This window comes from Streptomyces sp. NPDC046197 (assembly GCF_040646295.1).
Lineage (GTDB): Bacteria > Actinomycetota > Actinomycetes > Streptomycetales > Streptomycetaceae > Streptomyces.
Genome location: NZ_JBEYZY010000001.1, coordinates 315,403 through 341,036 on the forward strand (window position 1 = coordinate 315,403; position 25,634 = coordinate 341,036).

A 25,634-nucleotide genomic window follows, 5' to 3' on the forward strand; every position below is an offset into this window, starting at 1 on the left:
CGGAGGGGACGACCGCGTGACGGCGGCGTGACGGCGGCGGGACGGTGGCCGGAGGACGGTCAGGGCGCGAGAGCGAGCACGCCCAGGGCGTAGCCGTGCTCATCGATCACGGGAGATACGTACAGGGTCCGGACCCGCATGGCGGCTTCCGCCTCGCCGAGTGTGGTCACGGACGAGGTGAACGGTCCGCGGTCGAGCGGGATGTCATGCAGTCGCGTCCGGTCGCTGTACCAGGAGCCGCCGCGGTGCGCGGCGAGCTCGGCCCGGGTGACGAGTCCCGCGCACCGCCCGTCCTCGTCCCGGAGGAGCAGATGCGGGACGCGCGCACCGATGAGCACGGACAGGGCCACGTCGACCGCCATGTGGTCGTCGACCTGCGGCCCGGGAGCCTGCATTGCGTCACGGGCGGTCAGACCGGTGCCGTCTGCGCTGCCGGCCTGCTGTGTTCGGGGCGGGAACGGCGTCAAGGGCCTCTCCTCTTCGTCGGGGCGGGCAGGACGGGCGACGGCTCGTCCCGACCGCAGGGAGCGCTTCCCCCTGTTCGGGCTACGGGTTGTTCCTCGGTGCGGGCCGACGGCCCCGGGGGGTGGCCCGGCCGTTTCCGCCACGGCCGGCGCCCTGGCCGCTCCCTCCACGGCCCGCTGCCCGGCCCCGGCGATGCCGGCCCGCGGATCCGCCGCCCTCGCGATGCCCGTCGACCGGTGCGGCGAGGATGACGGGCACGCCGGAGGGGGTCCGGGCGCCGGTGATGCGCTGCAGCTCGGCCTCGCCCGGGCGGATCAGGACAGTGCGCGGAGCGATGCCGGCGTCGGTCATGAGGCGGTCCATCGCCCGCCGCTGGTGCGGTAGGACGAGAGTGACGACGGTGCCCGACTCGCCGGCGCGTGCGGTACGGCCGCCGCGGTGGAGGTAGTCCTTGTGGTCGCCGGGAGGGTCGACGTTCACGACGAGGTCGAGGCCCGCGACGTGGATTCCGCGGGCGGCGACGTTGGTGGCCACCAGGACCGTGACGTGCCCGTCCTTGAACTGAGCGAGTGTCCGGTTGCGCTGTGACTGGGACTTGCCGCCGTGCAGTGCCGAGGCACGCACCCCGACCGACAGCAGGTGTTTGGCCAGCCGGTCGACCGCGTGCTTGGTGTCCAGGAACATGATCGCGCGTCCGTCGCGTGCGGCGATCTCGGTCGCGGCGGTGTCCTTGTAGGCGTCGTGCACGTGCAGCAGATGGTGCTCCATGGTGGTGACGGCTCCCGCGGACGGGTCGACCGAGTGCACCACGGGGTCGTGGAGGTAGCGGCGTACCAGGAGGTCGATGTTGCGATCCAGGGTGGCCGAGAACAGCAACCGCTGGCCGCGGGCGGGGACTTGGTCGAGCAGTGCGGTCACCTGCGGCATGAAACCCATGTCGGCCATCTGGTCGGCCTCGTCCAGGACGGTCACGGCGATCAGGTCCAGCCGGCAGTCCCGCCGCTCGATGAGGTCCTTGAGGCGGCCGGGCGTCGCCACGACGACCTCGGCGCCGCCACGCAGCGCGCTCGCCTGCCGGCCGATCGGCATGCCGCCCACCACGGTGGCGAGCCGCAGCCGCAGGGCGCGGGCGTAGGGGGTGAGCGCGTCGGTGACCTGCTGGGCCAGTTCCCGTGTCGGGACGAGGACGAGGGCGAGCGGTTGCCGGGGCTGGGCCCGCTGCCCGTCCAGGCGGGCCAGCACCGGCAGGCCGAAGGCGAGCGTCTTTCCCGAGCCGGTACGACCCCGGCCCAGGACGTCCCGGCCGGCCAGCGCGTTCGGCAGCGTGGCCGCCTGGATCGGGAAGGGCACGGTCACGCCCTCGGCATCGAGGGCGGCCAGCAGCGGTGCGGGCATGTCCAGTTCGGCGAACGTCCCGACCGCGGGGAGCGGATCGGTGAGGGTGACCGGCAGGGCGAACTCCTGTCGGCGCGGGGTGGAGCGTGTGCCCTGGCCGCTCTTTCGCCCGGCGCCCGGACGGGGACCCTGGCGGCCCGTCCCCTGGGCACGGAAGCGGCTTCCGGGAGCGGAGGCTGCCGAACGGGTGGAGCCTGCCGAACGCGTGGACCTTCTGTCCGCGCGGGAGTCACCGGAAGGGTCGTCGGTGCGACGGGTGCGGTTCATCAGGAACCTTCCTCGATGCGGCGTATCGAGGAATTCCGTCCGGCGGTGATGACCGCGCGAGGATTCGCAAGACTGAGCCGAAGAAAAATAAAAGTGCCGCGCCTCGTGGCGCTGAGGCCGGGGCGGCCGGCGATCCGGAAAAACCCGGAAAGCGGTAGAAATGAGCTGGGGCCCGCACCCCAAGAGCGCGGGCCCCAGCCACATGATGTGCGAACCACTGGCTCGCGACGGTTCGCGTCAGCGTCAGGCGGGAACGATGTTCTCGGCCTGCGGGCCCTTCTGGCCCTGCGTGACGTCGAAGGTCACCTTCTGGCCTTCCTGAAGCTCGCGGAAGCCCTGGGTGGCGATGTTCGAGTAGTGGGCGAAGACGTCCGGGCCGCCACCCTCCTGCTCGATGAAGCCGAATCCCTTTTCCGCGTTGAACCACTTCACGGTGCCAGATGCCATATTGAATCTCCCTTGGGGGCAGTGCCGGACTCCGCACCTCGCGAAGCCGAGTCGCCGCGATGATCACCCTCCGGAAATATCCGGAAAAGTTTGCAAAGAAAAAGTTCCTGGCAACCAAAACTGCAACTGCTGTCACGCTAACACAGGTGGACCAGCAGCACCCATGTGTTTTCCGGAGCGTCTGCTGATTCTCGTCCCGCCGCAGTCGGTAATTCTGTAGCGGCGGGACTAGATATCCGCGCCGCGCCCCTCCAGCTTCCGGCGCATTTCCCGGTTCAGGCGGAGCGCGTCGTGGAGGCTGGTCCTCGAGGGAGACGATGCGGCACGCGGCCTCGATGGCGGTGCCCTGGTCGACCAGCTCACGGGCGCGGGCGGCGACGCGCAACTGGCGGCGGGAGTACCGGCGATGGCGGCCTTCCGAACGCAGGGGAGTGATCAGCCCGGTTTCGCTGACGGCCCGTAGAAAGGCGGGGGTGGTGCCGATGACGTCCGCGGCCCGTCCCATGGTGTGGGCGGGATAGTCGTCATCGTCGAGGTTGCCGGCCGCAGGGGCGTTCTCGGCGGGCACAGCACCTTCGTTTCGGGGACGCGGTGGGGACCCAGGGCGTGCGTGGCACCCGCGCTCCGAAGACTCGGCGCCATCTGCCTCCTGGCACAACCCCAACTCCGCCAGGCGCGGAGATGTGGCCCCGCCGTGACAGATTTCCGCGTACGGCCAATCCAGCCGCCGTACGTCCTCGCCGTCCGTGCGCTCGGCCTCCTCCGGCGGCACCGCCGGCAGGGGCCGGCGCAGAGGCGGAAGTCTCGATGCGAACTATGGGCGGGGCGGTCGCTGAAGTCTGCCCGGCTGATCGGACGTTCGCTCGCGGATGGGGTTGGTCGGCCGCGGTTGCGGCGGTTGCTGTACTTCGCTGCTGTACGCCACACCCCAGGGGCAGGCCCGGCCGTCGACCGCCGGCGCGGGACGCCCTGTACGTCCGTCACACGCGGGTGGTGTGTTGGTCCAGGATGGCCCGAAGCCGGTCGAGGTCCTCGGCCTCATGCACGGCCCGCTTGGGCAGGACTTCGAGCCACATGATGTTGGGGTCCCGGCTGAGCAGGACGAAGTGGTCGGCCGTCTCCCGGTAGCCCTGGTAGACGGACCACTTCTGGACCAGCGTGCTGTGGTCGCTGCGGCAGGTGATCCCGGCGGCGGACACGGTGGCGCGGTACTCACCCTGCCATCCGGTGATCCGCTGTATGTAGGCGACGTGCAGCCGTGGGTACCCCCACATCCACAGGACGACGAACAAGAGCAGACCGGTCGAGACCACGTCGATAGTGATCAGCCAGAACCCCACCCCCAGCGCGAGGAGCACGCCCCGCAGCACCAGCTTGGTCCGCTTGACCCGGTCGCGGACCCGCAGGCCGACCCGTGTGTCGGCAGGCTGCGGCCGGTACACCAGCTGGACCGCGGACTGTTGGTCCACGACATCGTCAGAGGTTTCCGCGCTGTTGTCGGTACCTTCGGTCCCGCCGCCCTTGGCCATGATCCCTCCTCGGTGCGAAGATCGCGGGATCCTATCGAACCTCAGTGCTGGACTGGAGGAGCGAAGCGACGACGGGTGCTTCAACCCGTGAAGAAGGTTGTTACTCAGGCGACTGTTGGGATGCGCCACAAGGGGGCGTCGTACTGCTCCGGCCGGCTGTTGATGAGGAGCTGCCGCAGGTCGTCGCGTTGCGAGCCGCTGAGGTTCAGGGCCTCGGTAATGCGTCGGAACGTCGTGTGGGTGACTCCGCGGGCTCGGGCTTCGGCCTCGAACTGGTCGAGCTGGGCCGAGATTGCTTCTGGGTCCAGCTTCGTCGGCTGCTGCTCCTTGAGCCACAGAGTCTTGTTGCGCTCGTAGTCGATCTCGGAGTAGCCGCAGATCTCGCGGCTGTGGGCCTCGGCCTCGTCCAGGTGCGCGGTCGCCATGATGGCTCGGGCCAGTTGGTTGCGGTTGGCGGCGTCTGGCGTGGTGCCTGAGGGCGCAGGATCGCTCGCTGTTGACCGTGGTTGTCCGCCCTTAAGGGCACGCTGTGGGCACGGCGTCGAAGGACGCCGGCCGAGGTGCTTGCGTGAACGGGCTCCGCGCTTGGTGCCGCTGTCTCCGTCGACCAACCCGAGGACACTCGGCGAGTGCACAGGCCGCCGGTTGGGACGGAGGAGCCGATGCGGGTCTCTTCGTCGCGTTCCGCGCGGGCGAGTGGTCGATGCCAGCGGGCGACTTTCCGGGCCGTAGTCTTCGGCCGGACGGCGTTCCGGATACGGCCCGAGCCCACGTGTTCAGCCGGAGCCGGTACTGCCCGCCGATTCGCTGGCGGCACGTCGGTACTCGGCGTTGATGCGCTGCGCTTCCTCGAGCTGGTCCTCGAGGATGACGATGCGGCACGCGGCCTCGATCGGAGTCCCCTTGTCGACGAGCTCGCGGGCGCGCGCGGCGATCCGCAGTTGGTAGCGGGAGTACCGGCGATGTCCTCCCTCCGAGCGGAGCGGAGTGATCAGACGAGCCTCACCGATGGCCCGGAGGAAGGCCGGGGTGGTGCCGAGCATCTCGGCCGCCCGGCCCATCGTGTACGCAGGGTAGTCGTCGTCGTCCAGACGATCATTCAGGGGGTTGTCCGATGTCATGTCACCTCGCTGTGCAACGCGTCGAGGGGCCCTGGTGCCGTACGGCACCAGGGCCCCGAAGGAAATTGAACACCATCTGTCGGCCCTACTGCTGTGCCGACCTTCTGTTTCCGCTACCCGGCCCGGCAGAGGGGGGGTGCGGGGGATCGCAGCTGCTTGACCGGGGACCACCATCCATTCCGGGGTCTTGCGGTACCCGGGCCGAGTGCTTCTCGGGCCGGGCGATCCTGATGGCGTCTGCTCCTCCGTTCCTCTTCGAACCAACCACTGAGTGAACCGGTACTGCTGTTGGCAGCTCCTGGGAATGCGAGCCGCCCAGTGCGGCTCTCGGTCCCGTCACCGTTCTGGGAACACTCTGGCTTCGAGGCTCGAGAGCCGCACTGACCTGCGTACTTCGTATTCAGCCACCCGCCAGTTCGTGTCTGGCGGGTCTCGTTCGACCGTGTCTACGAGAAGAACCATACCCATGTCAGGAACGAAAATCTACTCGTACAACAGTAGATTTCTCCCTTCTCGTGAAGGAAGAAGCCTGCCGCGATCGCGGCTCACCGGTTGGCGGAAGCCGCCTCCTGCCGAGCGCGCAGCTGCTCATGCCGAACCCTGATGAGCTGCTCGTCGTCATCTCCGCCGCGGTGGAGTCCGAGCGAAGCAATCAGATGTCGCTGACCGTGGTCGTCGGCGGCGCCGTCATCACCGGCCGGCTGGGTCCCGAGGCCGTGTGGAGGGAGCGGGTGGCGGGGGTCCTGAGGGACTGGGACCGTCTCGGCCCGTTCTCGGACGTCTTTGCGCGCGGTCCGCGAGGGAACCGGCCCGATCGCGGCGAGGCGCCCACGCATCTGCACTTTCATCTCGCTCGGATCCTGCAGGGCAGCCTCGGTATCCCGGAGACGGGCGGCATGTATCGAGTCGCGATCAAGGACGTCAGCGCATGGACCGTAGGAGATCTCATCCACTTCGACCGGTGAGACGCTGCCTCCGCCCCGTTGCCCGGCCGGCGCTTTCCGAGCGGACGGCGACACAGCGGTGGGGGCCCTGCCGACGCACGTCGGCAGGGCCCCCACCAGGATTCTGAGGGCGGTCTCGCGCCCGTCCTCACACGGCCACGGGGCCGGTGCCGCCGAGCAGTGCGGACGCGGTTTGGAGGAGAGTGGGTCCACCCTCGCCCACGGGCGCGGGTCCACCCTCGCCCACGGGCGCGCCCTCGGGTCGGTCGTGGCAGGTGAAGCCGAGACGCGTCATGGCCCGCACGACCTCGCCGGCGGTGAAGTCACGGGGGTCCTGTCGCGTGATGACCTGGCCCACCTGTTTGACGGGGTAGCGGCGGCGGCCGATGGTCACGGACGCCCCCGTGACGAGCTCGGGCCTGACGCCCTTCATCGAGGCCAGAACCCCGGTCCTGGTCAGGTCGAACGGGTACCGGGCGATGACACAGCGCATGATGCCTCACAGGGGAGAAGTCGCAGGGGGAAGGAGAACGGGCCGCGCGGGGCGAGACCGATCAGCACGAGAGGGCGGGTACGCCCGGAACCCGGCCGCACTCACCGACGCCGCCCGAGCGGCCGCCGGGTGAGGGCAGTGGTACGTCGAGGACGTCCCGCAGACGGATCCGGTCCGTGTACGCGGAACAATCGCGGAGAACGGCGAGCCGGAGCCGGGTGACCAAGCCTGTGCTCTCGTCGTCCCCGTCGCACACGGTCAGGTACTCGACCCGGGCACTCGCCATGACGGCCAGAGCCACCTCGACGGTCATGTCGTCACAGACCCGAGGCCCGTGCCCTTCGCGGTCGTCGACCACGGGCACGGGGGTGGGGTCCGGCCTGCGGTACTGCGTCCCCGCTGGCGTCAAGGCTGTCTCCTTCGGTAGGGGATGGTCGGCTTGGCGGCGCTTGCGGCCCCGGGAGAGCACGGCGGCTTCCGGGAGGCCGAGGGGGCTCCGGGGACTGCGCCGGCCTAAGCAGCCGAGTCGTTCCCGGGGCGCCGCGGTGCCCTGCGGCGCGCCCCCGCGTCGGCGGGTCGGCCCTGGCCGGTGCGGCCCCGGCGGTCCCTGGACGGCGAAGGCGCGCGGCGGGTGCGTTCCACGACAGGCGCGGTGATGACCACAGGGACCCCGGAGGGCGCCTGGGCGCCTGTGATGCGGCTCAGCTCCGCCTCGCCCGAGCGGACCGGGGTGACGCGCGGGCTGATGCCGGCCGAGGCCATCAGCCGGGTCATTCCGCGGCGTTGGCCGGGGGTCACCAGGGTGACGACGCTGCCGGACTCCCCGGCGCGGGCCGTACGGCCGCCACGGTGCAGATAGTCCTTGTGGTCGCTGGGCGGATCTACGTTGACGACCAGGTCGAGGCTGTCGATGTGGATACCGCGGGCCGCGACGTTGGTGGCCACCAGGACGGTGACGTGACCGTCCTTGAACTGCGCCAGGGTCCGGGTGCGCTGCGGCTGGGACCGGCCACCGTGCAGGGCCGCGGCGCGGACACCACTGTTCAGCAGGTGCTTGGTCAGCCGGTCCACGGCGTGCTTGGTGTCCAGGAACATGATGACCCGGCCGTCCCGGGCCGCGATCTCGGTGGTCGTGCGGTGCTTGTCCGCGTCGTGCACGTGGAGTACGTGGTGCTCCATCGTGCTGACGGCACCGGCCGACGGGTCGACGGAGTGGACCACCGGGTCGGTCAGGTAGCGGCGGACCAGCAGGTCGACGTTGCGGTCCAGGGTGGCCGAGAACAGCATCCGCTGACCCCCGGGACGCACCTGGTCGAGCAGGGCGGTGACCTGGGGCATGAAGCCCATGTCGGTCATCTGGTCGGCCTCGTCGAGCACCGTGATGCCGACGTCGTCGAGCCGGCAGTCGCGCCGGTCGATGAGGTCCTTGAGCCGACCGGGCGTCGCGACGACCACCTCCGCACCGGCACGCAGCGCACCGGCCTGCCTGCCGATGGACATTCCGCCGACGACGGTGGCGAGCCGCAGGCTCACCGAGCGGGCATAGGGACCGAGCGCGTCGGTGACCTGCTGGGCCAGCTCACGGGTGGGGACGAGGATCAGAGCCAGTGGCCGGCGCGGCTCGGCGCGCCGGCCCGCCGTACGGGCGAGGACCGCCAGGCCGAAGGCGAGAGTCTTGCCCGACCCGGTGCGACCGCGGCCGAGCACGTCACGGCCGGCCAGGGAGTTCGGCAGGGTGGCCGCCTGGATCGGGAACGGTACGGTCACGCCTTCGTGGCCGAGCGTGGTCAGCAACGGCGCCGGCATGGCGAGATCGGCGAACGCCTCGACAGCGGGCAACGCGGGCGTGACCGTCTTCGGCAGCGCGAACTCGCTCCCCGCGGGCTGTCGGTTTCCGTAACCGGCGGAACGGCGCGGAACGCCGGAGCGGTTCGCGGCGGCGCTTCCTCCGAAACGGTCGTATGTGCGATTGGTGCGTGCGCGAGTGGAGCGGGTGCGGTTCATGCGGAACCTTCCTCGATGCGGGCACGTATCAAGGAATTTCCGCAGCAGAATGAGCGGCGCAGAGAATCGCGAGAACGGGCCGAAAACGACAGGGCCGAATCACCCTGGAAATGAAGCGAGCTGGGGCTCGCACCCCAAGGTGCGGGCCCCAGCTGCGAAGTACGCGGCAGTGCCGGTGCGTCAGGCGGGAACGATGTTCTCGGCCGTCGGGCCCTTCTGGCCCTGGGCGATGTCGAACGACACCTTCTGGCCTTCCAGCAGCTCGCGGAAGCCCTGGGCGGCGATGTTCGAGTAGTGGGCGAAGACGTCGGGGCCGCCGCCGTCCTGCTCGATGAAGCCGAAGCCCTTTTCGGCGTTGAACCACTTCACGGTGCCAGTAGTCATGTTGTTTCTCCTTCGGAGGCGGTGCCAGGAATACGCCCTGTGCGCATTCCGTGTCGCCGTGATGATCAGCCGTCGGAAAAACCTTCTGGCAACCACACCTGCAACTGAGATCGACAGTAGCACGGCGCGATCGGCCTTGCGCGGTGGATAATTCCGCTCCGCCGGGCGGCCGAGGAATACTCGCCGTACCCCGCACCTATATCTCATTTCACGGGCACAGATATTGCTCTCCGTGGGCGCGGCCTTCCTGCCGTGTACTTCCACCCACAGCCCTGTGACCTCCTTCGACGGGACATGTGCCGCTGCCACCGTCATCAGCGGTTGGTACAACGGCGAACGCGTCTGAGACTCCTGTACCGCGACAAAGGTCACATCCTCCGCGAGACCTCGCCCCGCGGTGGCGGGCGTCTTGTGCGAAGTCCAGTTGATGGTGATCAGGCCCACGTCGGTCAGGTAGGCCCAGGGATTGGAGGGAGCACGGGGAGTAGCGTGGGAGGGGCGAGGCGAGTCGCGTGTTCGCACCGGCTCCCGAAGACGGGTGGTCCTCATGACCGGCTCTGATTCACCCCCTGATTCCCTGCATCTGCCGAGCGGCGTTCACGAGGCCGTACGGCCGGGGTGCGCGCTCCTCCGGCTGGAGACGACGGAGTCGCGGGAAGGTGTCCTGGATGGTGCGTGGTGGCCGCGGTCGCGCGACATGGCTGCCGAACTGCCCGAGCTGCTGAGGGCCCTCACCAGCCACCTCGGGCCGGTCACCCGCGTCGGCCTGGACACCGCGGCCTGGCAAGGGCTCCTGACGCGGATCGTCGTCGACGACCGGGTGGTGCACATCGACTCCTATCCCGTGGGTGACGACACCGTCCTGATCACCCGGGGCGACCGGGATCTCTTCTCGCTGCTGGTGGTCCCGCCGAACGCGACACCCGAGGCCGCCCGCGCCGCGATGGCCCAGGCGGTCCGGGCAGACAACGTCAGCAAGGCGGAACAGATCCTCATCGATACCGGGAGCGGGCAGGAGCCGTCGGACTGATGCGCCGCAGCTCGACCGAGGCCGGTGAGGTCAGCCGCGCCACTCCACCATGAGCAGCGTCGCGTCATCCGTGGTGCGTCCGCCCCGCGCCCGCTTGAGCGTGTGGGACAGGGAGCGCGTCACCGCCCGGATCCCGCGGCCGGTCCTCTCCAGATGGTTCACACAGTCGATCAGCTGGTCCTCCCCGAACTCCTCCCCGCCGGTCCTGTGCTCCTCGACCAGTCCATCGGTGAAGCAGAGGACGCGGTCCCCGCGTTCCAGCCCCAGCTCGCTGATCCGTGGCTCCGCACCACCCAGGCCGACCGGGAGGGTCGGCGGGGCCGTCAGGCGGCCCGCGACGCGGTGGTTGCGGACGAGGATCGGCGGCGGGTGCCCGGCATTGACCCACTGGACCCGACCTGTCGTCGTGTCCAGCTGCATCATCTGCGCGGTGGCGAAGTGCTCGGGACCGAACTGCTCCGCCACCGCGCGGTCCATGAAGTCGTAGATCTCCGACAGCCCGATGCCGGCGCGGCGGGCGTGGCGGTAGGCGCCGATGGCCACGGTGGCCATCGTGGCCGCGTCCAGGCCGTGCCCCATCGCGTCGATCATGACCGCGTGGAGGACGTCCCCGTTGAGGGCGTAGTCGAAGCTGTCACCCCCCACGTCATAGGCGGGTTCCAGGATTCCGGCCACGGCGACCCTGGGCATGATCATCGCCAGCGGTGGCAGCAGGGACCACTGCATTTCCGCGGCGACGCTCATCGGTTCATCGCGTCGGGAGCGGAAGAACAGGTCGGAGTAGCCGTGCTTGGTCACCAGGAGGTCGGCCACCAGGCCGGAGATCCTGTGCAGCAGGCGGCGGTCGTCGTCGTCGACGCTGTCCAGCGTCACCGCCATGACCCCCACCTGGTCGCCGCCGTCCAGCAGCGGCAGATGGACCCGGACGCCGTCCTCCTCGGGCAGCTCGACGAGGATCGCGTCGAGGAAGCAGCGGCCCGCCTCGGAGTCGTCGATCACGTGCGGTTCCCCGTCCCTGAGGCCCTCACCGGGCAGGGGCACGAGCAGCTGCTGGCCGTAGTCCTGCAGCAGCACCTGCGGACGGCGGCCCCCCAGCCGCTCCACCACGTCTGCGACAAGCGGCCCGATCAGATGGGGAGGCAGCTCGTGCGCGCGATCGAGAACCGCTCCCAGCAACGCTTCCCCGAAGCTTTCGGAGCGGTCCGCGCGCCGTCCGGGCGTCATCCGCTCACCCGCCATGATCCGCACATATCGGTTGCGGCGGGGTGCCCACCCGAGCCGACGGCCCCCGGCCTCTTCCGGTTCCGCCGACCGATTCCCGGCAGGGCGTCGCTGTAGTGGAACGCACCGATCCTTTCGGCATGCTGCGCGTTGAGCCGGTGGATCACGAACATTCCCGCGCTGATCACGACGATGAGCACGGCGACCGCGACGACTGTCTCCACGTCCTCACCTCCTCGGGGCGGAACTCAAGAGCCCAGCCGCCGGAGGGGGTCCGCCGTCGGTCTCCCATTCCTCTTCCCGGCTTCGGACCTCTGCCGCGTCGCGGCTCATGGCCTCGTCGGCCATCAGACCGCCGGCGGTGCGGAGGCTTCCCGGAACGGCTGCTGCCGCCATCAGCCGGGCGGGGGCGGCCGCCTCCGCCTCCGGAGGGATCACCAACAGATCCAGGCGGCCCACCGTGTAGGAGAGGAGGATCAGTTTGTTCGGATCCTGCTCGGCGGCGAACCAGCCGACCTGCACGATGTGCCCACTGACAGGCACCCTGCGCGGGATGACGGGCCAGTGGGCCGGGTTCACGATGACGCGCGTGATCCGGCCCCGGCGCGCGTCCAGCGCGTCCGTCAGAGCGGGGATCTCCCAAAGGAGATCGCGGGAGCGGGGCCACCAGGCACCGTCCAGGAGACCTGGGGCCGAGGCCGGCGGGGTCAGGGACAGCCGGGCCGGCGCTGAGGACAGCAGCTCTATGGTGATCGTACGGTCGATGGTCGCGGTCATGACGCGGACCTGTCCCCGGGGCTGGTCTTCGACGTCCCGGTGTTGTTGCTCGCCAGGAACGACACCGACATGGCGGCCGGTGTGCGAAGTACACCCGTGCCTCAATCTACGTGCTTTCACTCTACGCCGTTGCGAGGCCCCGGGACGTGCACGTGACCAGGCACTTTCCCGAGAGGGCGCGTCCCCGGAGCCGCTGGTGAGCGGCGCCGGTGCGGCCCGTGCCGCGATGGCCAGACTAGACAACAAAGAACCCCCGGGCCTCTGGCCTGGGGGTTTCGCATGGAGCGGGTGACGAGAATCGAACTCGCGCTCTCAGCTTGGGAAGCTGATGTTCTACCATTAAACTACACCCGCGTAAGACGCCGATTTGCTCGGTGTCCAAGCGCTCGCCCACTGTACCTCATCCCCGGCCCCCGGTGTTCAAGCCCTGGGGGCCGGTCGTGTTGCCCCGGGGTGTCGGTGTCCTGCGGGGGTGAGGGGAGTGAAGAGGAGTGGACGCGGCTGCGGGGGAAAGGAGTTGGGGCGTACCGTGGGGGTCCGTGAGAGGGGTGGGGCGGGGTCGGGGTGCCGCCTGGAGGGCCGTCTCTTTGATCCCGTAATGTGGCTTTTGTTGTCAGGCGGCAACAGCCAGACGCGGCTCTTGGGGAAGGGACTCTAGGACTTGATGGAGCGCACCGTCGTCCGTTGTGCCGATGGGCACGTGTTCAGCACCGCTTCGTTCCCGATGCAGCAGGCCGGTCGGCTCGGCCCCGGCCGGCTCGTGAGGTGTCCGCGATGTGCCCGGCTCCGCAGTGTGGTGCCGGTGGCCTTGGAGAAGCGGTAGGGAACAGCGGTGGAAAAGCAGTAGGGCGAAGCAGCAGGGCAGCAGATCAGCGCGTGGAGTCGTCATGATTGTGGTGGCTCCGCGCGCCTTGCGTATCCTCGGGGAGTGCTTCTCTCAGACAAGGACATCCGGGCCGAGATCGACGCCGGGCGGGTGCGGATCGATCCCTACGACGAATCCATGGTGCAGCCGTCGAGCATCGACGTCCGCCTCGACCGGTATTTCCGTGTGTTCGAGAATCACCGGTACCCCCACATCGACCCCTCGATCGAGCAGCCGGACCTCACCCGGCTCGTCGAGCCGGAGGGGGACGAGCCGTTCATCCTGCACCCCGGGGAGTTCGTACTCGCCTCCACCTACGAGGTCATCACGCTGCCCGGCGATCTCGCCTCCCGGCTGGAGGGGAAGAGCTCCCTCGGCCGGCTCGGACTCGTGACGCACTCCACCGCCGGGTTCATCGACCCCGGGTTCTCCGGGCACGTGACCCTGGAGCTGTCGAACCTGGCGACCCTCCCGATCAAGCTCTGGCCCGGCATGAAGATCGGCCAGCTGTGCATGTTCCGGCTCACCTCGCCCGCCGAGTCGCCGTACGGCAGTGAGCGCTACGGGTCCCGGTACCAGGGGCAGCGCGGGCCCACCGCCTCCCGCTCCTACCTCAATTTCCACCGGACGCAGGTATGAGCGCCGTGACGGACATACGGGAGAACCTGACCTACGAGCGGTTCGGCGCCGCCGTACGCGAGCTCGCGCAGACCATCGCCGACGACGGGTACGAGCCCGACATCGTCCTTTCCATCGCGCGCGGTGGTGTGTTCGTCGCGGGCGGGCTGGCGTACGCCCTCGACTGCAAGAACATCCACCTCGTGAACGTCGAGTTCTACACCGGTGTGGGCACCACGCTGGAAATGCCCGTCATGCTCGCGCCGGTCCCCAACGTCATCGACTTCTCCGACAAGAAGGTCCTGATCACCGACGACGTCGCCGACACCGGCAAGACGCTCAAGCTGGTCCGTGACTTCTGCCTCGACACCGTCGCCGAGGTGCGCAGCGCCGTGATCTACGAGAAGTCCCACTCGCTGGTGAAGTGCGACTACGTCTGGAAGCGCACCGACGACTGGATCAACTTCCCCTGGTCCGTGTTGCCTCCATGCCGTAAGGCCGGCACGCCGATCACGCCCTCGAAAGACGCTCTCTGAGGCCGACCGCTTCAGTCCCACCGCTTCAGTCCAATCGCTCCGGTTCAACCGCTCAAGCGCGAGTCCCCGGGGCGTGGACCTGGGGCCCCAGGTGGTGCCTCGCGCGAGGAGTCACGCGTGACGCCGGAGACGCACTGCCAGGGCCGGGCACTGGTTGACGGCGCGGCGGGCACCGTGCTCCTGCCAGGGGGCGACCGGGATGGTGGTGGAGGCGGGATAGCCGTGCGGGCCGAGTCGGACGAGGTCGGGGGCCAGCACGGCGCACAGACCGTGGCCGTTGCAGCGGGACCAGTCCACCTCCAGCCGGGCGCCCTTCGCAGGCGGGAGGGGCAGTACCCCGTGCACGGGACGGCCGCAGCCGGGGCCGGACAGGTGGGCGTCGACGTCCTTGGCGAAGACGTCCAGCGCGGTGAGCAGGAAGCGGGCCGTGCCGTCCGGGTGCGAGCAGGCGCCACCGGCCCGGGCCGCGCCGAGGGCGCGCCGGGCGTCCTCCAGCACCGGGGGGTCGGCAGCACCGGCGGCCAGCACGGCCAGGGCCTCGGCGGCATCGGGCAGGCCGCGCTTGCACGGTCCGCACTGGCCGGCGGACTCGGCCGCCAGCCAGGCCGCGACCCGGGCGGTCTCGCCGAGCGGGCAGGTGCCGACGGGAAGCGTGACGATCGCGCCCGCGCCAAGGGTTCCGCCGAGGCCGGCGAGTCCGGCGCGGGAAAGCGGCGCGTCGATGGCGTCCGACGGGTGCAGCCAGGCGCCGTGGTAGCCGCCCACCAGCACGCCGGCGCCCGGCTGGAGGCCGCAGGCGTCCAGTACCGGGCCCAGCCGGGTACCGGCCGGCACCTCGACCACCAGCGGGTCGGCATCCGGCCGGTTGACGGTGAGCAGGACCGTGCCGGGTTCGGCGGCGGTGCCGACGGCGGCGTAGGCGTCGGGTCCGAGCCGGGCCGCGATGGCGAGTTGGGCCCAGGTCTCGGCATTGCAGAGCAACGTCGGACGGCGACGTACCCCGCCCGTTCCGCCGTCGGCCGCACGGGCCTTCAGCGGCACCGGTACCACCGGCAGACCGTTGATGCCACGGATCAGGGCCCCGGATTCGCCGGAGACGAAGCGTTCGGGCAGGCATACGGTCCGGGCCGGGCAGGGAAGTTCGCGCTCGGCGAGGGCGGCCGGGACCGATATCTCGCCGGGGCTGCCCGCGGCGACGCCGATCACGATCTCCTCGGCGCCGAACGCGGCCGCGGCCAGGCAGGCGCCGTCCACTACCAGATGCGGCACGCGGGCGAACAGCATCTTGTCCTTGGCGCTGGACGGTTCGCCCTCCGCGCCGTTCACCACGACGACCGGCCGCGCGCCGGTGCGGTCGGCGGTGGCGAGCACGGCCCGGGCCTTGCGGGCGAACGGGAAGCCGGCGCCGCCGCGGCCGGACAGGGCGACGGCTTCGGCCAGGGCGAGCAGACCGTCCCGGCCCGGTTGGGGAAGTGGCGGGTGGACACGGGTGTGCGCGGCGAGGTCCAGGCGCCGGTGGCGGTCCAGTCCGGCGGTCAGCCGGGCCGAATCCAGCCGGCGCACCTCGGGCAGCTTCAGCCGGGCGTCCTTCACTTGCTGCTCCCCGGCTGGGCCAGGCGGAGCGGCCGGGGCCCCGGTCTCGCGGCGTGCCTGGGCTGCACGGGCAGGCCGGCGCTCGGCGCGGACCGGCGAGCCGCCGTCGTCGGTGCCGCGGGCCGGGCGGCCCCCGCGAGCGGGCGGGCGCCGGTGATGGGCCGGGCGGACCGCGTGGACAGGGCGGCCAGCGCGGCCGGGTGCACAGCGGCGGGCCGATACGCCTTGGCGCCGCGCCGACGCCGGCTCAGGGTCCGGTGGCGGCCCAGGTGGGAAAGGGCACGGACCAGCAGTGCGAGCGTCACCAGGGCCGCGCACAGGCCGTAGCCCCAGAGCACCCACGCGTGCGCCTTGCGCCCCGCCGTCAGCCCGTGCACCAGTGAGATCGGCCAGCAGACGTACGCCATCGAGTGCAGCACCCGCCACAGCCAGGGGCGGCGGCCGCCGGCGAACCGACCGCGGAGCACGCCCGTAGCCGTGACCAGGACGAGCAGGTCGGCGGCGATGGTGCCCAGGCTCACCGCGATGGCGGCGCCGCCGGCGAAGGGGACCACCGCGCTCTGTGGAGCGGCGTGCCGCTCGACGACCTTGACCGCGATGTGGGTGCCCAGGAAGCCGAGCGCCGCGACGGCGCTCGCCCGGTGCACCGACTGCACGGCCACCCGCAGCCGGGGGGTCAGCACCAGCCGGTCGGTGGCGGCGAGCCCGCATGTCACCACGGCGGTCAGCGAGAGCAGGGTGAAGACGCCGGCGAAGTAGTCCAGGAAGGCCATCGTCCGGCCGGCCACTGCGGCCGACGCGGCGCCGACCGCAGGGTGGGTGAGCAGGGCGACGCTGGACATGGGGCACCTTCTTCCTCGTGCGCGGGTCGCACAGCCGGGCTTCCTCGTGCGCGGGTCGCACAGCCGGGCTTCCTCGTGTGCGGGTCGCACAGCCGGGCCGTGGCGGGGCCGGATCGGGATTCCGTATGCCAACGTCGGGGAAGGGCTGCCGCCGGGGAGTGTGGCACCGGCGGCACTACACGACGGGAACCATCGTTAGCTGGTACCCCAGCCCGGTGACAAAGGCGCCCGATACGGCCCCGGATCGTAGCGGGGCCCGGCCTCGGTGCCGCTTTCCCGTGCCCCGGTGGGAGTTTCTGGTCTACGGCCGTGCGTAGTGGATGCCGAGTGCGGCGTGACCGGGTTCACCCGCGCGGGAGCAGGGCGGGGACTACGAGGTGGGCACCCGCGCCGTGGCGTCGTCCGCTCTGGTGGTCGTTCCTCTCTTCAGGAGTGTGTCGACTGCGCAGGCGCCCGGGCCGAGGCAGGCGACCAGCAGGAACGCCCAGCAGAACAGGACGGCCGGCTCACCTCCGTTGTCGATGGGGAAGAGCGCGTGCTGCTGATGGACGCTGAAGTAGGCGTAGGCCATGGAACCGGAGCAGATGACGGCCGCCACCCGCGTGAACAGGCCGAGGGAGACCAGGACTCCGCCGGCCAGTTCGATGACCGCGGCCCACCATCCGGGCCACTGCAGGGTGGGGACCGTGCCGCCGCCGTGGGCGCCGCCCAGGACTCCGAACAGGGAGGCCGCGCCGTGACAGGCGAAGAGGAAGCCGGTCACCAGGCGGAATACGGCCTGCACGACCGGGCGCACGGTGCGTAACGTCGGTGCCGGTGAGAAGTTCATGGGGGTCACTCCTCAGATCTGGGAAACCCGGCGGCGGACTCCGGATTGCCATGGACATGACATGCATGACATACAACCTGTAACGCAGGACGCAGGTCTGCACCAGCCGCCGGAAGCTCTGCGTTTCCTCTGAAGACGGGCGGGGGCCCCGGCTGCACGCCGAGGCCCCTCACACGCACCCTCACCCGCGGTCGCGGCACGGCGGCACCATGGCGCCGCGGCACCGCGTTCCCGCACTACTAGAACGTGCCCAGCTTCACGATCGACAGCAGCGCGATCAGCTGGATCGCCGAGGCGCCCAGCGCCTTCGGCCACGGCAGGTCGTGGGAGCGGCTCACCATGAGGGTCAGCAGGGCGCCCGCCGCGACCCACGTGGCCCAGCCCAGCAACTGGACGAAGCCGGCGTCACCGCCGAGGAACATGGCGAACAGCAGGCGCGGCGCGTCCGTGATGGACGCGATCAGCATGGACAGGCCGACCGTGGGCTGCCAGGCCCCGTCCCCGCCGAGCTGGCGGGCCAGGGTGTGGGTGACCACGCCGAGGATGAAGAAGCTGATCACCATGGCCACGGCCGTGATCAGGACGATCGGGACCGCGTTGGAGAGCGTGGCGTTGATGGCGTCCTTGCGGGCGCCGTCGAAGCCGAAGACCGCCAGCAGACCGTAGAGGAAGGCCACGACGAGGGCGGGGCCCCACATTGTGTAGTCGCGCATCTGCAGGAAGGTCTGCCGCGGGGACAGCACGATGCCGCGCAGCAGGTCCTTCCAGTGCAGCCGGGGGCCGATCGGGCCGGCCGGGGCCGAGCCCGCGCGGTAGGTCCCGCTCTGGCTGTAGGGGTCCTCGCCGACCGCGAAGGCCTGGGTGTGACCCGGGTTGTTGGCCGCGTACGGGTCCGGACCGCCCTGTGGGTAGGCGCCGTCGCCGAAGTACTCCGGCTCGCCCTGACCGCCCCCGTAACCTCCGCCGTTCGGCTGTGGCCACTGGCCGGCGCCGGACCCGCCGCCCCCGCGCTGCGGGTACGGCTGCGGAGCCTGCGGGTAGCCGTACGACGGGCCCTGCGGGGCCTGCCGGCCGTGCGGGTGTTGTTGCGGTCGCGCTTGCGGGGCGCGGTTGTCCCGGCCGCCGCGTCCGATCCTGAATCCAGCCACGTAATCGAACGTACCGGGTCCCGGAGAGTGACATGCCGGGCTCGGCCGTCCGGCCCGGCTTTGCTGCCGAGCTGTGACATCCCCTAAGGGGAGTCCAGGAGTTGAGCGGGGAGCGTCTCCGGGGTGCTCCCCGAAGTGGGGTCCGGGTCGGCTCGGGGGCCGGGGCAGCGGGGCGCGGCGGAGGGCGGCCCCGCGGGTACGGGCACGCCGCCGGGGGTGTCCTGGTCCGCTCGGCGCCCGCGCGGGGCAGGATGGATCCATGAGCGTCAATGAATGTATCAAGCCATGCACATAGGAGCCCTGCGGTTATGGTCTGACAGCAAGAGGTCCCGCCCGATTGGCGTCCAGACCCCCGGGGTCCCAAATTCGCGATGACACGCGCGAGCATGGGGGCCGGGTCCCGGGCCTCCCTTCGTCCAGAGATTGCCCCACCCCCCCCATGCGTCCTGACATGTGTGGACGTCACGTAATTCCCCACCAGCGGCGTCAACTTCTCCACCCACACGTTCGAACATCCCGCTTAGGTCTCGGGGATCCATTCCACGGAAGGGGGCATGCGGCTGTAGTGGGCGCCCCTGGTGCCGTAGTGGGCGAGGTGCAGGGTTTCACCGTCGATCTGGATCTCTGCCGGCGGAGGGTTGGGAACGGAGATCCGCGGGTGGGCGTAGGGCTGGTCTTCGATGAAGACAGGCTCCCGGAAGTGGTTCCGGGCGTCCGCCCAGTTCTGGGCCCGCTCGCGGGTCCACGGGTTCTGCAAGGTCCGCGGGGCGGCCGGGTCGTGGTCGTAACCGTTGAGGCTGCGCACCAGAGCCCCGCTGTAGACACCCTTGACCCGGAAGTTCTCCAGGTCGTCCGCGCGCACGACCATGTTGACGTACCGGCGGCCGTTGCCTCGGTGCCGGCCCACCGCGTGCCAGCGACCGTCGCCCGGGTCCCAGCGGACGGGCGGTATCCACAGCAGGGCGCCTGCGCGGAAGTGCTTCGTGCCGTGCTGGATGTCGAGGCCGCTCTCGCCGCGTGCGGTTTCTCGCGCCACGTTGGCCACCAGGCACCAGCCCAGCAACCCGTCCGGCGTCTCTTCTTCGGTAGGTCCCGTGTCTGCCACGCCGAGGATTCTGAGGCACGAGACAGGTCGCGAGCTAGCTCTTATCAGCTGAGCCGACCGGACCGAACCCTATGCGGTTCATCAGCCGCAGGAGGCATCTGTCAGCCTCACTCGAACGCGAGGGCGGGGAAGCTGGAGCTCCTGGTCGGGAATTACGTGACCGTCGACAACATGAGAAAGACCCTCCACCACTGTGGGCAGACGGTCTCTCAAATCGGCTGGGTCACTCCGTGTCGGCGAGCGCCCGGTACAGCGTCGCGCGGGACACGTTGAGCGCCTTGGCAATGGCCGTGACGCTCTCTCCCTTGGCCTTGCGTGCCTTGGCCGCAGCGAGCTTGTCAGCATCCATGACAGTGGGCCGTCCACCAGTTCGACCCTGAGCCTTGGCAGCGTCCAGGCCCGCCCGGGTGCGCTCAACGATCATGTCTCGCTCAAGCTCAGCAAAGGCAACCATCATCGTGAAGAAGAACTTGCCCTCACCCCTCGGGGAGTAGCTACCGGCCAGCGTGCCTGTCAGAATCCGCAGCGCGATCCCCCGGGCGTGCAGATCCTCAGCGATCGTGAGCACGTCCTTGGTGGAACGGCCCAACCGGTCCAGCTTCCACACGGTGAGAATGTCGCCCTCCCTCATGTAGTCCAGAGCAGCGAGCAGCCCGGCACGGTCGGCGTTCTTGCCGGAAGCCTTGTCCTCGAAGATGCGGGCGCACCCTGCCTCAGCGAGAGCGTCCGCCTGAAGCTGTGCATCCTGCGCGTTCGTGCTGACCCGCTGGTAGCCGATCAGGGTTCCGGCGTTCCTCGTCGTCATGCCGAGATCGTCTCACAATTCGTCTCAAAACATCAGGCCTCCCGGGTATGTTCTGAGACGGGTTTTGAACACCCGAAACGCCCTTCGGGCCGCCTCGCGGTGACCGTCTCATTAACCATCGCTTGAGAGACGGCCGGATCTGATCACGCTGCGTGAGGTCTCCACCCCCGTGCGCCGAAGAGGCTGGCCGCCGGAGGAGTGACGAAGTGACGGTTCGGATGCCACTTCCGGAATCTCTATAGAACTCCTTAGGGATCTGTGAGATGGGGGTCAAATCGTCACTTCGTCACTTTGAGCAGGTCAGAGGGTGTGTGGATCTTGCCTCGGAAAACCGCTTCGTCACGCTCGCTGGCTCCAAGGGTCGCCGCTGACGCCGCGAGAGTGACGGAAGGTAACGAAGGGGTGGCTTGCTGTGTCGTGATCACACGTAGCGATCAACGCGCACCCCGCTGTGGGGCGTCCATTGAGTGCCCAGATTTGGGGCGGAACCGGGGAAGCTCTGAGTGACTACATGGGGCAGGAGCGAGCCGAACACCTACACGCTGTACGGCCGTCTGAGGCATGAAAGAACCCCGCTCGACCAAATCCCGCTAGGGATCGACCAAACGGGGCTCAGGGGGTGCTCAGGCGCCTACTTGGCTGGCGCCTCTGCCCAACGCACAGTCACCCGATCCTCCGTGTTCGCGTGCCGGCCACGGCCAATGGACTTAGCGATGGTGATGCGGTCGAGGAAGAAAGCCAGGAAGCTACGTCGCTGCTCCAGGTCCCAACTGCCCCACGTCGACTCCGGCCCGATGGGGTCGCCCTCCGGGGCCGTCCACTCCGAGGGGATGGCCACGGTGCCGCTCTCATCCCGCCCCAGCTCAGCTACGCGCTCACTCACGCGAGCCTCATGGGCAGTCAGCCGCTCGACGGATTCAGCGAACATGGCCGTGCCAGTCGCCCCGGCGTACAGCCCTGCTTGTCGGTCGGCGTACAGCGTGCGCAGGGCTTCCCGTACGTGCTCCAACTCAGCCCGCGCGGCGGCTAGTTCAGCCTGCCGTTCGCCCGTGTCTGCCTGGGCGGCAAATCGGCGCGCTGCCTCCTCAAGCCATTCCAGGTCTTCACGGTCCTCGGGGTCCAGCGCACTCAGGCGCGACCACACGGTGCGGGCGACCACGTCGTCGGCGGCTTCCATGCTGATGGCCAGGCCACCATGTCCCGGCACAGCGCCGGACTGGGCCCGGTTGCACCGGTAGAGCTGCTTGCCGTTGCGTCGGTCGGTCACCATGGACGATCCGCACACCCCACAGAACAGCATCCCTGCCCCGCCGAGCAGCGACGGCACAGACCGGCCAGCCTGCCTCACAACCTGCGGCGTACGGCCGTCGAGAACGTCCTGAAGGCGCCACCAGTCGTCAGCGGGAACGATGCCCTCATGTGCTACCAAGGGGGCGCCGGAATCGTCGCGCAGAATGACTCGCTTGGTGCCCTGGCGTTCAGCGGCATAGCCAGCAAGGCGAGGGTCACGCAGGATGCGCAGCACGGTCGAGGACACCCACGCAGTACGCTCCAGCGGCTTGCTTATGCCCCTGCCCCGCCGGGCGGTCACGCGCGCTGCCATGTCCGCCGCTTTGGTCGGCACGCCGTCTGTGTTCAGCCTGCGGGCAATGGCAGATGCGGCTACGCCGGACAACGCCCACTCGACCATTTGGTGCACGTGCGGTGCCTCTGCCGGGTCCGGGACCAGCTTGACCACCACCAGGTCCCCGCGCGGCTCACGGCTCGACTGGAAGCCGTACGGGGCCATGCCGGACACGTGGGAGCCAGCAGCGCGCAGGGTCTCTTTAGTCGCCGTGATGTACGCCGACTTCAGGTCTGACTCTTGCTGAGCCAGCGCAGCGATGAGGCCGAAGATCGCAACGCCCATGGGAGTAGACGTGTCCAAGTAGGGCTCTTCGACGCTGACGAGCAGTACGCCGTATTTGGCAAGTTCCTCGTTGATCAGCATCGCTTCGAGGGCGCCCTGTCGGGTGAGCCGGGACAGCGAGAACACGACCACTGCGTCTACGTGCCCGGCGCGAACGGCGGACATCATCTCCTCGAACTCCGGCCGGACGACCTTCGGGTCCCAGCCGGATTTACCGACGTCGGCGAAGTGGCCCGCGTTGTCCCAGCCTTTGGCCGTGATCAGCGCCTCGCACTTGGTCCGCTGTGCTTCGGGGGACGACGCGGAGTCGTCCTCACGCTTCCTTGACTGTCGGATGTAGGACACTGCGCGCACATGGTCCAGATTAGGGGTCCAGTCGGAGCCCCGTTTGACGAGAGGTGTCATGTGCCTAGCGTAGTAAAAATCAATGTACTGACCGTGCCCGCCGAGCAGCGGGAGACGCTGGAGAAGCGGTTCGCGTCGCGGGCGCATGCCGTGGAGAGCTCCGACGGGTTCGAGTGGTTCGAGCTGCTTCGCCCGGTCGAGGGAACCGACACCTACCTGGTCTACACCCGGTGGCGGGACGAGGAGTCCTTCCAGGCCTGGATGGAGGGGCCGATGAAGGCCGCCCACCAGGGCGTCGGCGAGGGCGGGGAGCGGCCCAGGCCCGCGGCCACCGACTCCACCCTCTGGTCCTTCGAGGTGGTGCAGCAGGCGGCCCCCAAGGGCGCCTAGGACAGGCCCTGGGCTCCCAGGGCGATCCCAGGGCCGCCGTACCGTACGACGACGCCCCCGGGCCCGTTCGGGCTCGGGGGCGTCGGACGTCGGCGACCGGGTCGGTTACTTCACCGGCTCGGGCTCCGGTGCGTTCTCGGTCTCCGCCTCGCCCGCCGGGTCGACCGGCGTCCTGACGGAGTCGAGGAGCAGCTGGGCGACGTCCACGACCTGGATGGACTCCTTGGCCTTACCGTCGTTCTTCTTGCCGTTGACCGAGTCGGTCAGCATGACCAGGCAGAACGGGCAGGCGGTGGAGACGATGTCCGGGTTCAGGGACAGGGCCTCGTCGACGCGCTCGTTGTTGATGCGCTTGCCGATCCGCTCCTCCATCCACATCCGCGCGCCACCCGCGCCACAGCAGAAGCCGCGCTCCTTGTGGCGGTGCATCTCCTCGTTGCGCAGGCCGGGCACCTTGCCGATGATCTCGCGTGGCGGCGTGTAGATCTTGTTGTGGCGGCCCAGGTAGCACGGGTCGTGGTAGGTGATGATGCCCTCGACCGGGGTGACCGGGACCAGCTTGCCCTCGTCCACCAGGTGCTGCAGCAGCTGGGTGTGGTGGATGACCTCGTAGTCGCCGCCGAGCTGCGGGTACTCGTTGCCGAGGGTGTTGAGGCAGTGCGGGCAGGTGGCGACGATCTTCTTCGCCGACTTCGGCTTCCTCGACTCGGGGGTGACGTTGCCCTCGTCGTCCGTCTCCTCGCCGAAGGCCATGTTCAGCGCGGCCACGTTCTCCATGCCGAGCTCCTGGAACAGGGGCTCGTTGCCCAGGCGGCGGGCGGAGTCACCGGTGCACTTCTCGTCGCCGCCCATGATCGCGAACTTCACGCCCGCGATGTGCAGCAGTTCCGCGAAGGCCTTGGTGGTCTTCTTCGCCCGGTCCTCCAGGGCGCCGGCGCAGCCGACCCAGTACAGGTACTCGACCTCGGTGAGGTCCTCGATGTCCCGGCCGACCACCGGGATCTCGAAGTCGACCTCCTTGGTCCACTCCAGGCGCTGCTTCTTGGCCAGGCCCCAGGGGTTGCCCTTCTTCTCCAGGTTCTTGAGCATCGTGCCCGCCTCGGACGGGAACGCCGACTCGATCATCACCTGGTAGCGGCGCATGTCGACGATGTGGTCGACGTGCTCGATGTCCACCGGGCACTGCTCGACGCAGGCGCCGCAGGTGGTGCAGGACCACAGGACGTCCGGGTCGATGACGCCGTTCTCCTCGGCGGTGCCGATCAGCGGGCGCTCGGCCTCGGCCAGCGCGGACGCCGGGACGTCCTTGAGGGCCTCGGCCGAAGCCTTCTCCTCGCCCTCCATGGTCTTGCCGCCACCGGCCAGCAGGTACGGCGCCTTGGCGTGCGCGTTGTCGCGCAGCGACATGATCAGGAGCTTGGGGGAAAGCGGCTTGCCGGTGTTCCAGGCGGGGCACTGCGACTGGCAGCGGCCGCACTCGGTGCAGGTGGAGAAGTCCAGCAGGCCCTTCCACGAGAACTGCTCGACCTGGGAGACGCCGAAGACGTCGTCCTCGCCGGGGTCGGCGAAGTCGATCGGCTTGCCGCCGCTCGTCATGGGCTGCAGGGCGCCGAGGGAGGTCGAGCCGTCCGCGTTGCGCTTGAACCAGATGTTCGGGAAGGCGAGGAAGCGGTGCCAGGCCACACCCATGTCGGTCTTGAGGGCGACCGTGATCATCCAGATGAAGGAGGTCGCGATCTTCAGGCCGGCGAAGAAGTAGGTGAGGTTCTGGAGCGTGGAGACGTCCAGGCCCTCCAGCCACGAGACGACCGGGTACGAGATGAAGAAGGAGGACTCGTAGCCGTCCACGTGGTGCTGGGCGCCCTCCAGGGCGTGCAGCATGAAGATGCAGACGCCGACGATGAGGATGACGCCCTCGACGAAGTACGCCTGGCCGAAGTTGGAGCCGGCGAAGCGGGACTTGCGGCCCGGCTTGTTCGGCTTGCTCAGCTGCCGGATGACGATCAGGACCAGGATGCCGAGCACCGTCATCGTGCCGATGAACTCGACGAAGATGTTGTAGGGCGCCCAGTCTCCGATGACCGGCAGAATCCAGTCCGCCTGGAACAGCTGCCCGATCGCGTTGACGATCGTCAGCAGCAGGGTGAAGAAGCCCACCGCCACGAACCAGTGAGCCACGCCGACGACGCCCCAGCGGTTCATCCGGGTGTGGCCGAGGAACTCCTTGGCCACGGTGATGGTGCGCTGTGTGGGCTCGTTGGTCCTGGACCCGGCGGGCAGCGGTTGACCGAGCCGCATGAAGGTGTAGATCTGCAGGAGGGCGCGGCCGAACAGTGCCACGCCGACCACGATCAGGACCAGCGACACGATGATCGCGGCGAGTTGCATTGGGGCTCCTGAGGCGGCCTCGATTGGCTGAGCGAGATTACTAAGCGGTAACTTATGCAGTCCGTCTGAGACTACCCCCATCCTCCGTCGCAATGTAGCCGCATGGTCGGTGATCTGCGTCGCTGAGGGTTGCCTGTGGATCTGATCGTGTTATTCACACCTAATCGACCCATTCGCCCCTAAT

General features: G+C 69.3%; 25 protein-coding genes, 1 tRNA gene and 2 pseudogenes. 5 read left to right on the forward strand and 23 right to left on the reverse strand.

All coding sequences use genetic code 11. The annotated features are described in order from the left end of the window. Positions 1-59 precede the first annotated feature (59 nt). The 7 genes and pseudogenes from AB0A61_RS01460 to AB0A61_RS01490 form a co-directional block, all read right to left on the reverse strand. Positions 60-467 (reverse strand): CBS domain-containing protein, encoded by a 408-nt coding sequence (locus AB0A61_RS01460; RefSeq protein ID WP_361284277.1) that lies wholly within the window; start codon positions 465-467, stop codon positions 60-62. A 79-nt stretch (positions 468-546) separates the two neighbouring features. Continuing rightward, entirely contained in the window at positions 547-2,127 is a 1,581-nt protein-coding gene (locus tag AB0A61_RS01465) for a DEAD/DEAH box helicase (protein ID WP_361284280.1), read from the reverse strand. A 243-nt stretch (positions 2,128-2,370) separates the two neighbouring features. After that, positions 2,371-2,574, reverse strand: a complete 204-nt coding sequence (locus tag AB0A61_RS01470; RefSeq protein WP_031482971.1) for a cold-shock protein — start codon at positions 2,572-2,574, stop codon at positions 2,371-2,373. Positions 2,575-2,802: 228 nt separating this feature from the next. Beyond that, positions 2,803-3,142 (reverse strand): annotated as a pseudogene (locus AB0A61_RS01475) (MerR family transcriptional regulator). 412 nt (positions 3,143-3,554) lie between these two features. Next, positions 3,555-4,103, reverse strand: a complete 549-nt coding sequence (locus tag AB0A61_RS01480; RefSeq protein ID WP_361284283.1) for a YcxB family protein — start codon at positions 4,101-4,103, stop codon at positions 3,555-3,557. Between the two features lie 104 nt (positions 4,104-4,207). Next, positions 4,208-4,564 (reverse strand): annotated as a pseudogene (locus AB0A61_RS01485) (hypothetical protein); the annotation flags it as partial. 315 nt (positions 4,565-4,879) lie between these two features. Then, positions 4,880-5,224, reverse strand: a complete 345-nt coding sequence (locus AB0A61_RS01490) for a MerR family transcriptional regulator (protein WP_208033372.1) — start codon at positions 5,222-5,224, stop codon at positions 4,880-4,882. Positions 5,225-5,814: 590 nt separating this feature from the next. Here AB0A61_RS01490 and AB0A61_RS01495 point away from each other — a divergent pair. Then, complete coding sequence (locus AB0A61_RS01495) at positions 5,815-6,189, forward strand: hypothetical protein (protein WP_361284984.1); 375 nt, start codon at positions 5,815-5,817, stop codon at positions 6,187-6,189. Positions 6,190-6,316: 127 nt separating this feature from the next. Here AB0A61_RS01495 and AB0A61_RS01500 read toward each other — a convergent pair whose 3' ends face one another. From AB0A61_RS01500 to AB0A61_RS01515, 4 genes are all read right to left on the reverse strand, one after another. After that, positions 6,317-6,661: an SCO5918 family protein gene (locus AB0A61_RS01500; protein WP_361284287.1), complete on the reverse strand. Its 345-nt coding sequence runs from the start codon at positions 6,659-6,661 to the stop codon at positions 6,317-6,319. 61 nt (positions 6,662-6,722) lie between these two features. Next, positions 6,723-6,974, reverse strand: a complete 252-nt coding sequence (locus AB0A61_RS01505; protein ID WP_361284987.1) for a CBS domain-containing protein — start codon at positions 6,972-6,974, stop codon at positions 6,723-6,725. A 200-nt stretch (positions 6,975-7,174) separates the two neighbouring features. Then, on the reverse strand, positions 7,175-8,665 hold the full coding sequence (locus AB0A61_RS01510; RefSeq protein ID WP_361284290.1) for a DEAD/DEAH box helicase: 1,491 nt from the start codon (positions 8,663-8,665) through the stop codon (positions 7,175-7,177). Positions 8,666-8,845: 180 nt separating this feature from the next. Continuing rightward, positions 8,846-9,049 carry a cold-shock protein gene (locus AB0A61_RS01515; protein ID WP_272118185.1) on the reverse strand — a complete coding sequence of 68 codons (204 nt, stop codon included), beginning with the start codon at positions 9,047-9,049 and terminating at the stop codon, positions 8,846-8,848. Between the two features lie 547 nt (positions 9,050-9,596). On the opposite strand from AB0A61_RS01515, the gene AB0A61_RS01520 reads away from it, so the two are divergent. Beyond that, positions 9,597-10,079 (forward strand): DUF5994 family protein, encoded by a 483-nt coding sequence (locus AB0A61_RS01520; RefSeq protein ID WP_361284293.1) that lies wholly within the window; start codon positions 9,597-9,599, stop codon positions 10,077-10,079. A gap of 30 nt (positions 10,080-10,109) precedes the next feature. Here the strand turns inward: AB0A61_RS01520 and AB0A61_RS01525 are convergent, their stop codons facing one another. The 4 genes from AB0A61_RS01525 to AB0A61_RS01540 all read right to left on the reverse strand — a co-directional run bounded on the left by AB0A61_RS01525 (position 10,110) and on the right by AB0A61_RS01540 (position 12,431). Beyond that, entirely contained in the window at positions 10,110-11,303 is a 1,194-nt protein-coding gene (locus AB0A61_RS01525; RefSeq protein ID WP_361284296.1) for a GAF domain-containing SpoIIE family protein phosphatase, read from the reverse strand. After that, positions 11,300-11,524 (reverse strand): hypothetical protein, encoded by a 225-nt coding sequence (locus tag AB0A61_RS01530; RefSeq protein ID WP_361284299.1) that lies wholly within the window; start codon positions 11,522-11,524, stop codon positions 11,300-11,302. The genes AB0A61_RS01525 and AB0A61_RS01530 overlap by 4 nt, the downstream gene beginning before the upstream one ends. A gap of 4 nt (positions 11,525-11,528) precedes the next feature. Continuing rightward, a complete protein-coding gene (locus tag AB0A61_RS01535) occupies positions 11,529-12,077 on the reverse strand; it encodes a DUF5994 family protein (protein WP_361284302.1) in 549 nt (182 codons plus the stop codon). A 280-nt stretch (positions 12,078-12,357) separates the two neighbouring features. After that, positions 12,358-12,431: transfer RNA gene (locus AB0A61_RS01540), tRNA-Gly, on the reverse strand. A 574-nt stretch (positions 12,432-13,005) separates the two neighbouring features. On the opposite strand from AB0A61_RS01540, the gene dcd reads away from it, so the two are divergent. After that, on the forward strand, positions 13,006-13,581 hold the full coding sequence (dcd, locus tag AB0A61_RS01545) for a dCTP deaminase (protein ID WP_361284305.1): 576 nt from the start codon (positions 13,006-13,008) through the stop codon (positions 13,579-13,581). Continuing rightward, positions 13,578-14,096, forward strand: a complete 519-nt coding sequence (locus tag AB0A61_RS01550) for a phosphoribosyltransferase (RefSeq protein ID WP_361284308.1) — start codon at positions 13,578-13,580, stop codon at positions 14,094-14,096. The genes dcd and AB0A61_RS01550 overlap by 4 nt, the downstream gene beginning before the upstream one ends. Before the next feature lie 111 nt (positions 14,097-14,207). Here AB0A61_RS01550 and AB0A61_RS01555 read toward each other — a convergent pair whose 3' ends face one another. The 7 genes from AB0A61_RS01555 to AB0A61_RS01585 form a co-directional block, all read right to left on the reverse strand. Further along, a complete protein-coding gene (locus AB0A61_RS01555) occupies positions 14,208-15,689 on the reverse strand; it encodes an NADH-ubiquinone oxidoreductase-F iron-sulfur binding region domain-containing protein (RefSeq protein WP_361284311.1) in 1,482 nt (493 codons plus the stop codon). Beyond that, positions 15,686-16,531: a hypothetical protein gene (locus AB0A61_RS01560; RefSeq protein ID WP_361284314.1), complete on the reverse strand. Its 846-nt coding sequence runs from the start codon at positions 16,529-16,531 to the stop codon at positions 15,686-15,688. The genes AB0A61_RS01555 and AB0A61_RS01560 overlap by 4 nt, the downstream gene beginning before the upstream one ends. 370 nt (positions 16,532-16,901) lie before the next feature. Next, positions 16,902-17,360, reverse strand: a complete 459-nt coding sequence (locus tag AB0A61_RS01565; protein ID WP_361284317.1) for a DoxX family protein — start codon at positions 17,358-17,360, stop codon at positions 16,902-16,904. A gap of 239 nt (positions 17,361-17,599) precedes the next feature. Continuing rightward, the gene (locus AB0A61_RS01570) at positions 17,600-18,508 is read right to left on the reverse strand and encodes a Yip1 family protein (protein ID WP_361284320.1); all 909 of its coding nucleotides are present in this window, start codon (positions 18,506-18,508) and stop codon (positions 17,600-17,602) included. Between the two features lie 520 nt (positions 18,509-19,028). After that, positions 19,029-19,613, reverse strand: coding sequence for a hypothetical protein (locus tag AB0A61_RS01575; RefSeq protein ID WP_361284323.1), 585 nt, complete (start codon positions 19,611-19,613; stop codon positions 19,029-19,031). A gap of 223 nt (positions 19,614-19,836) precedes the next feature. Beyond that, positions 19,837-20,418: a recombinase family protein gene (locus AB0A61_RS01580; RefSeq protein WP_361284326.1), complete on the reverse strand. Its 582-nt coding sequence runs from the start codon at positions 20,416-20,418 to the stop codon at positions 19,837-19,839. A gap of 631 nt (positions 20,419-21,049) precedes the next feature. Further along, complete coding sequence (locus AB0A61_RS01585; protein WP_361284329.1) at positions 21,050-22,732, reverse strand: recombinase family protein; 1,683 nt, start codon at positions 22,730-22,732, stop codon at positions 21,050-21,052. Here AB0A61_RS01585 and AB0A61_RS01590 point away from each other — a divergent pair. Beyond that, positions 22,682-23,062: an antibiotic biosynthesis monooxygenase gene (locus tag AB0A61_RS01590; RefSeq protein ID WP_361284332.1), complete on the forward strand. Its 381-nt coding sequence runs from the start codon at positions 22,682-22,684 to the stop codon at positions 23,060-23,062. The genes AB0A61_RS01585 and AB0A61_RS01590 overlap by 51 nt on opposite strands. 105 nt (positions 23,063-23,167) lie before the next feature. On the opposite strand, the gene AB0A61_RS01595 is transcribed toward AB0A61_RS01590, so the two are convergent. After that, the gene (locus AB0A61_RS01595) at positions 23,168-25,450 is read right to left on the reverse strand and encodes a heterodisulfide reductase-related iron-sulfur binding cluster (RefSeq protein ID WP_361284335.1); all 2,283 of its coding nucleotides are present in this window, start codon (positions 25,448-25,450) and stop codon (positions 23,168-23,170) included. Between the last annotated feature and the right edge of the window lie 184 nt (positions 25,451-25,634).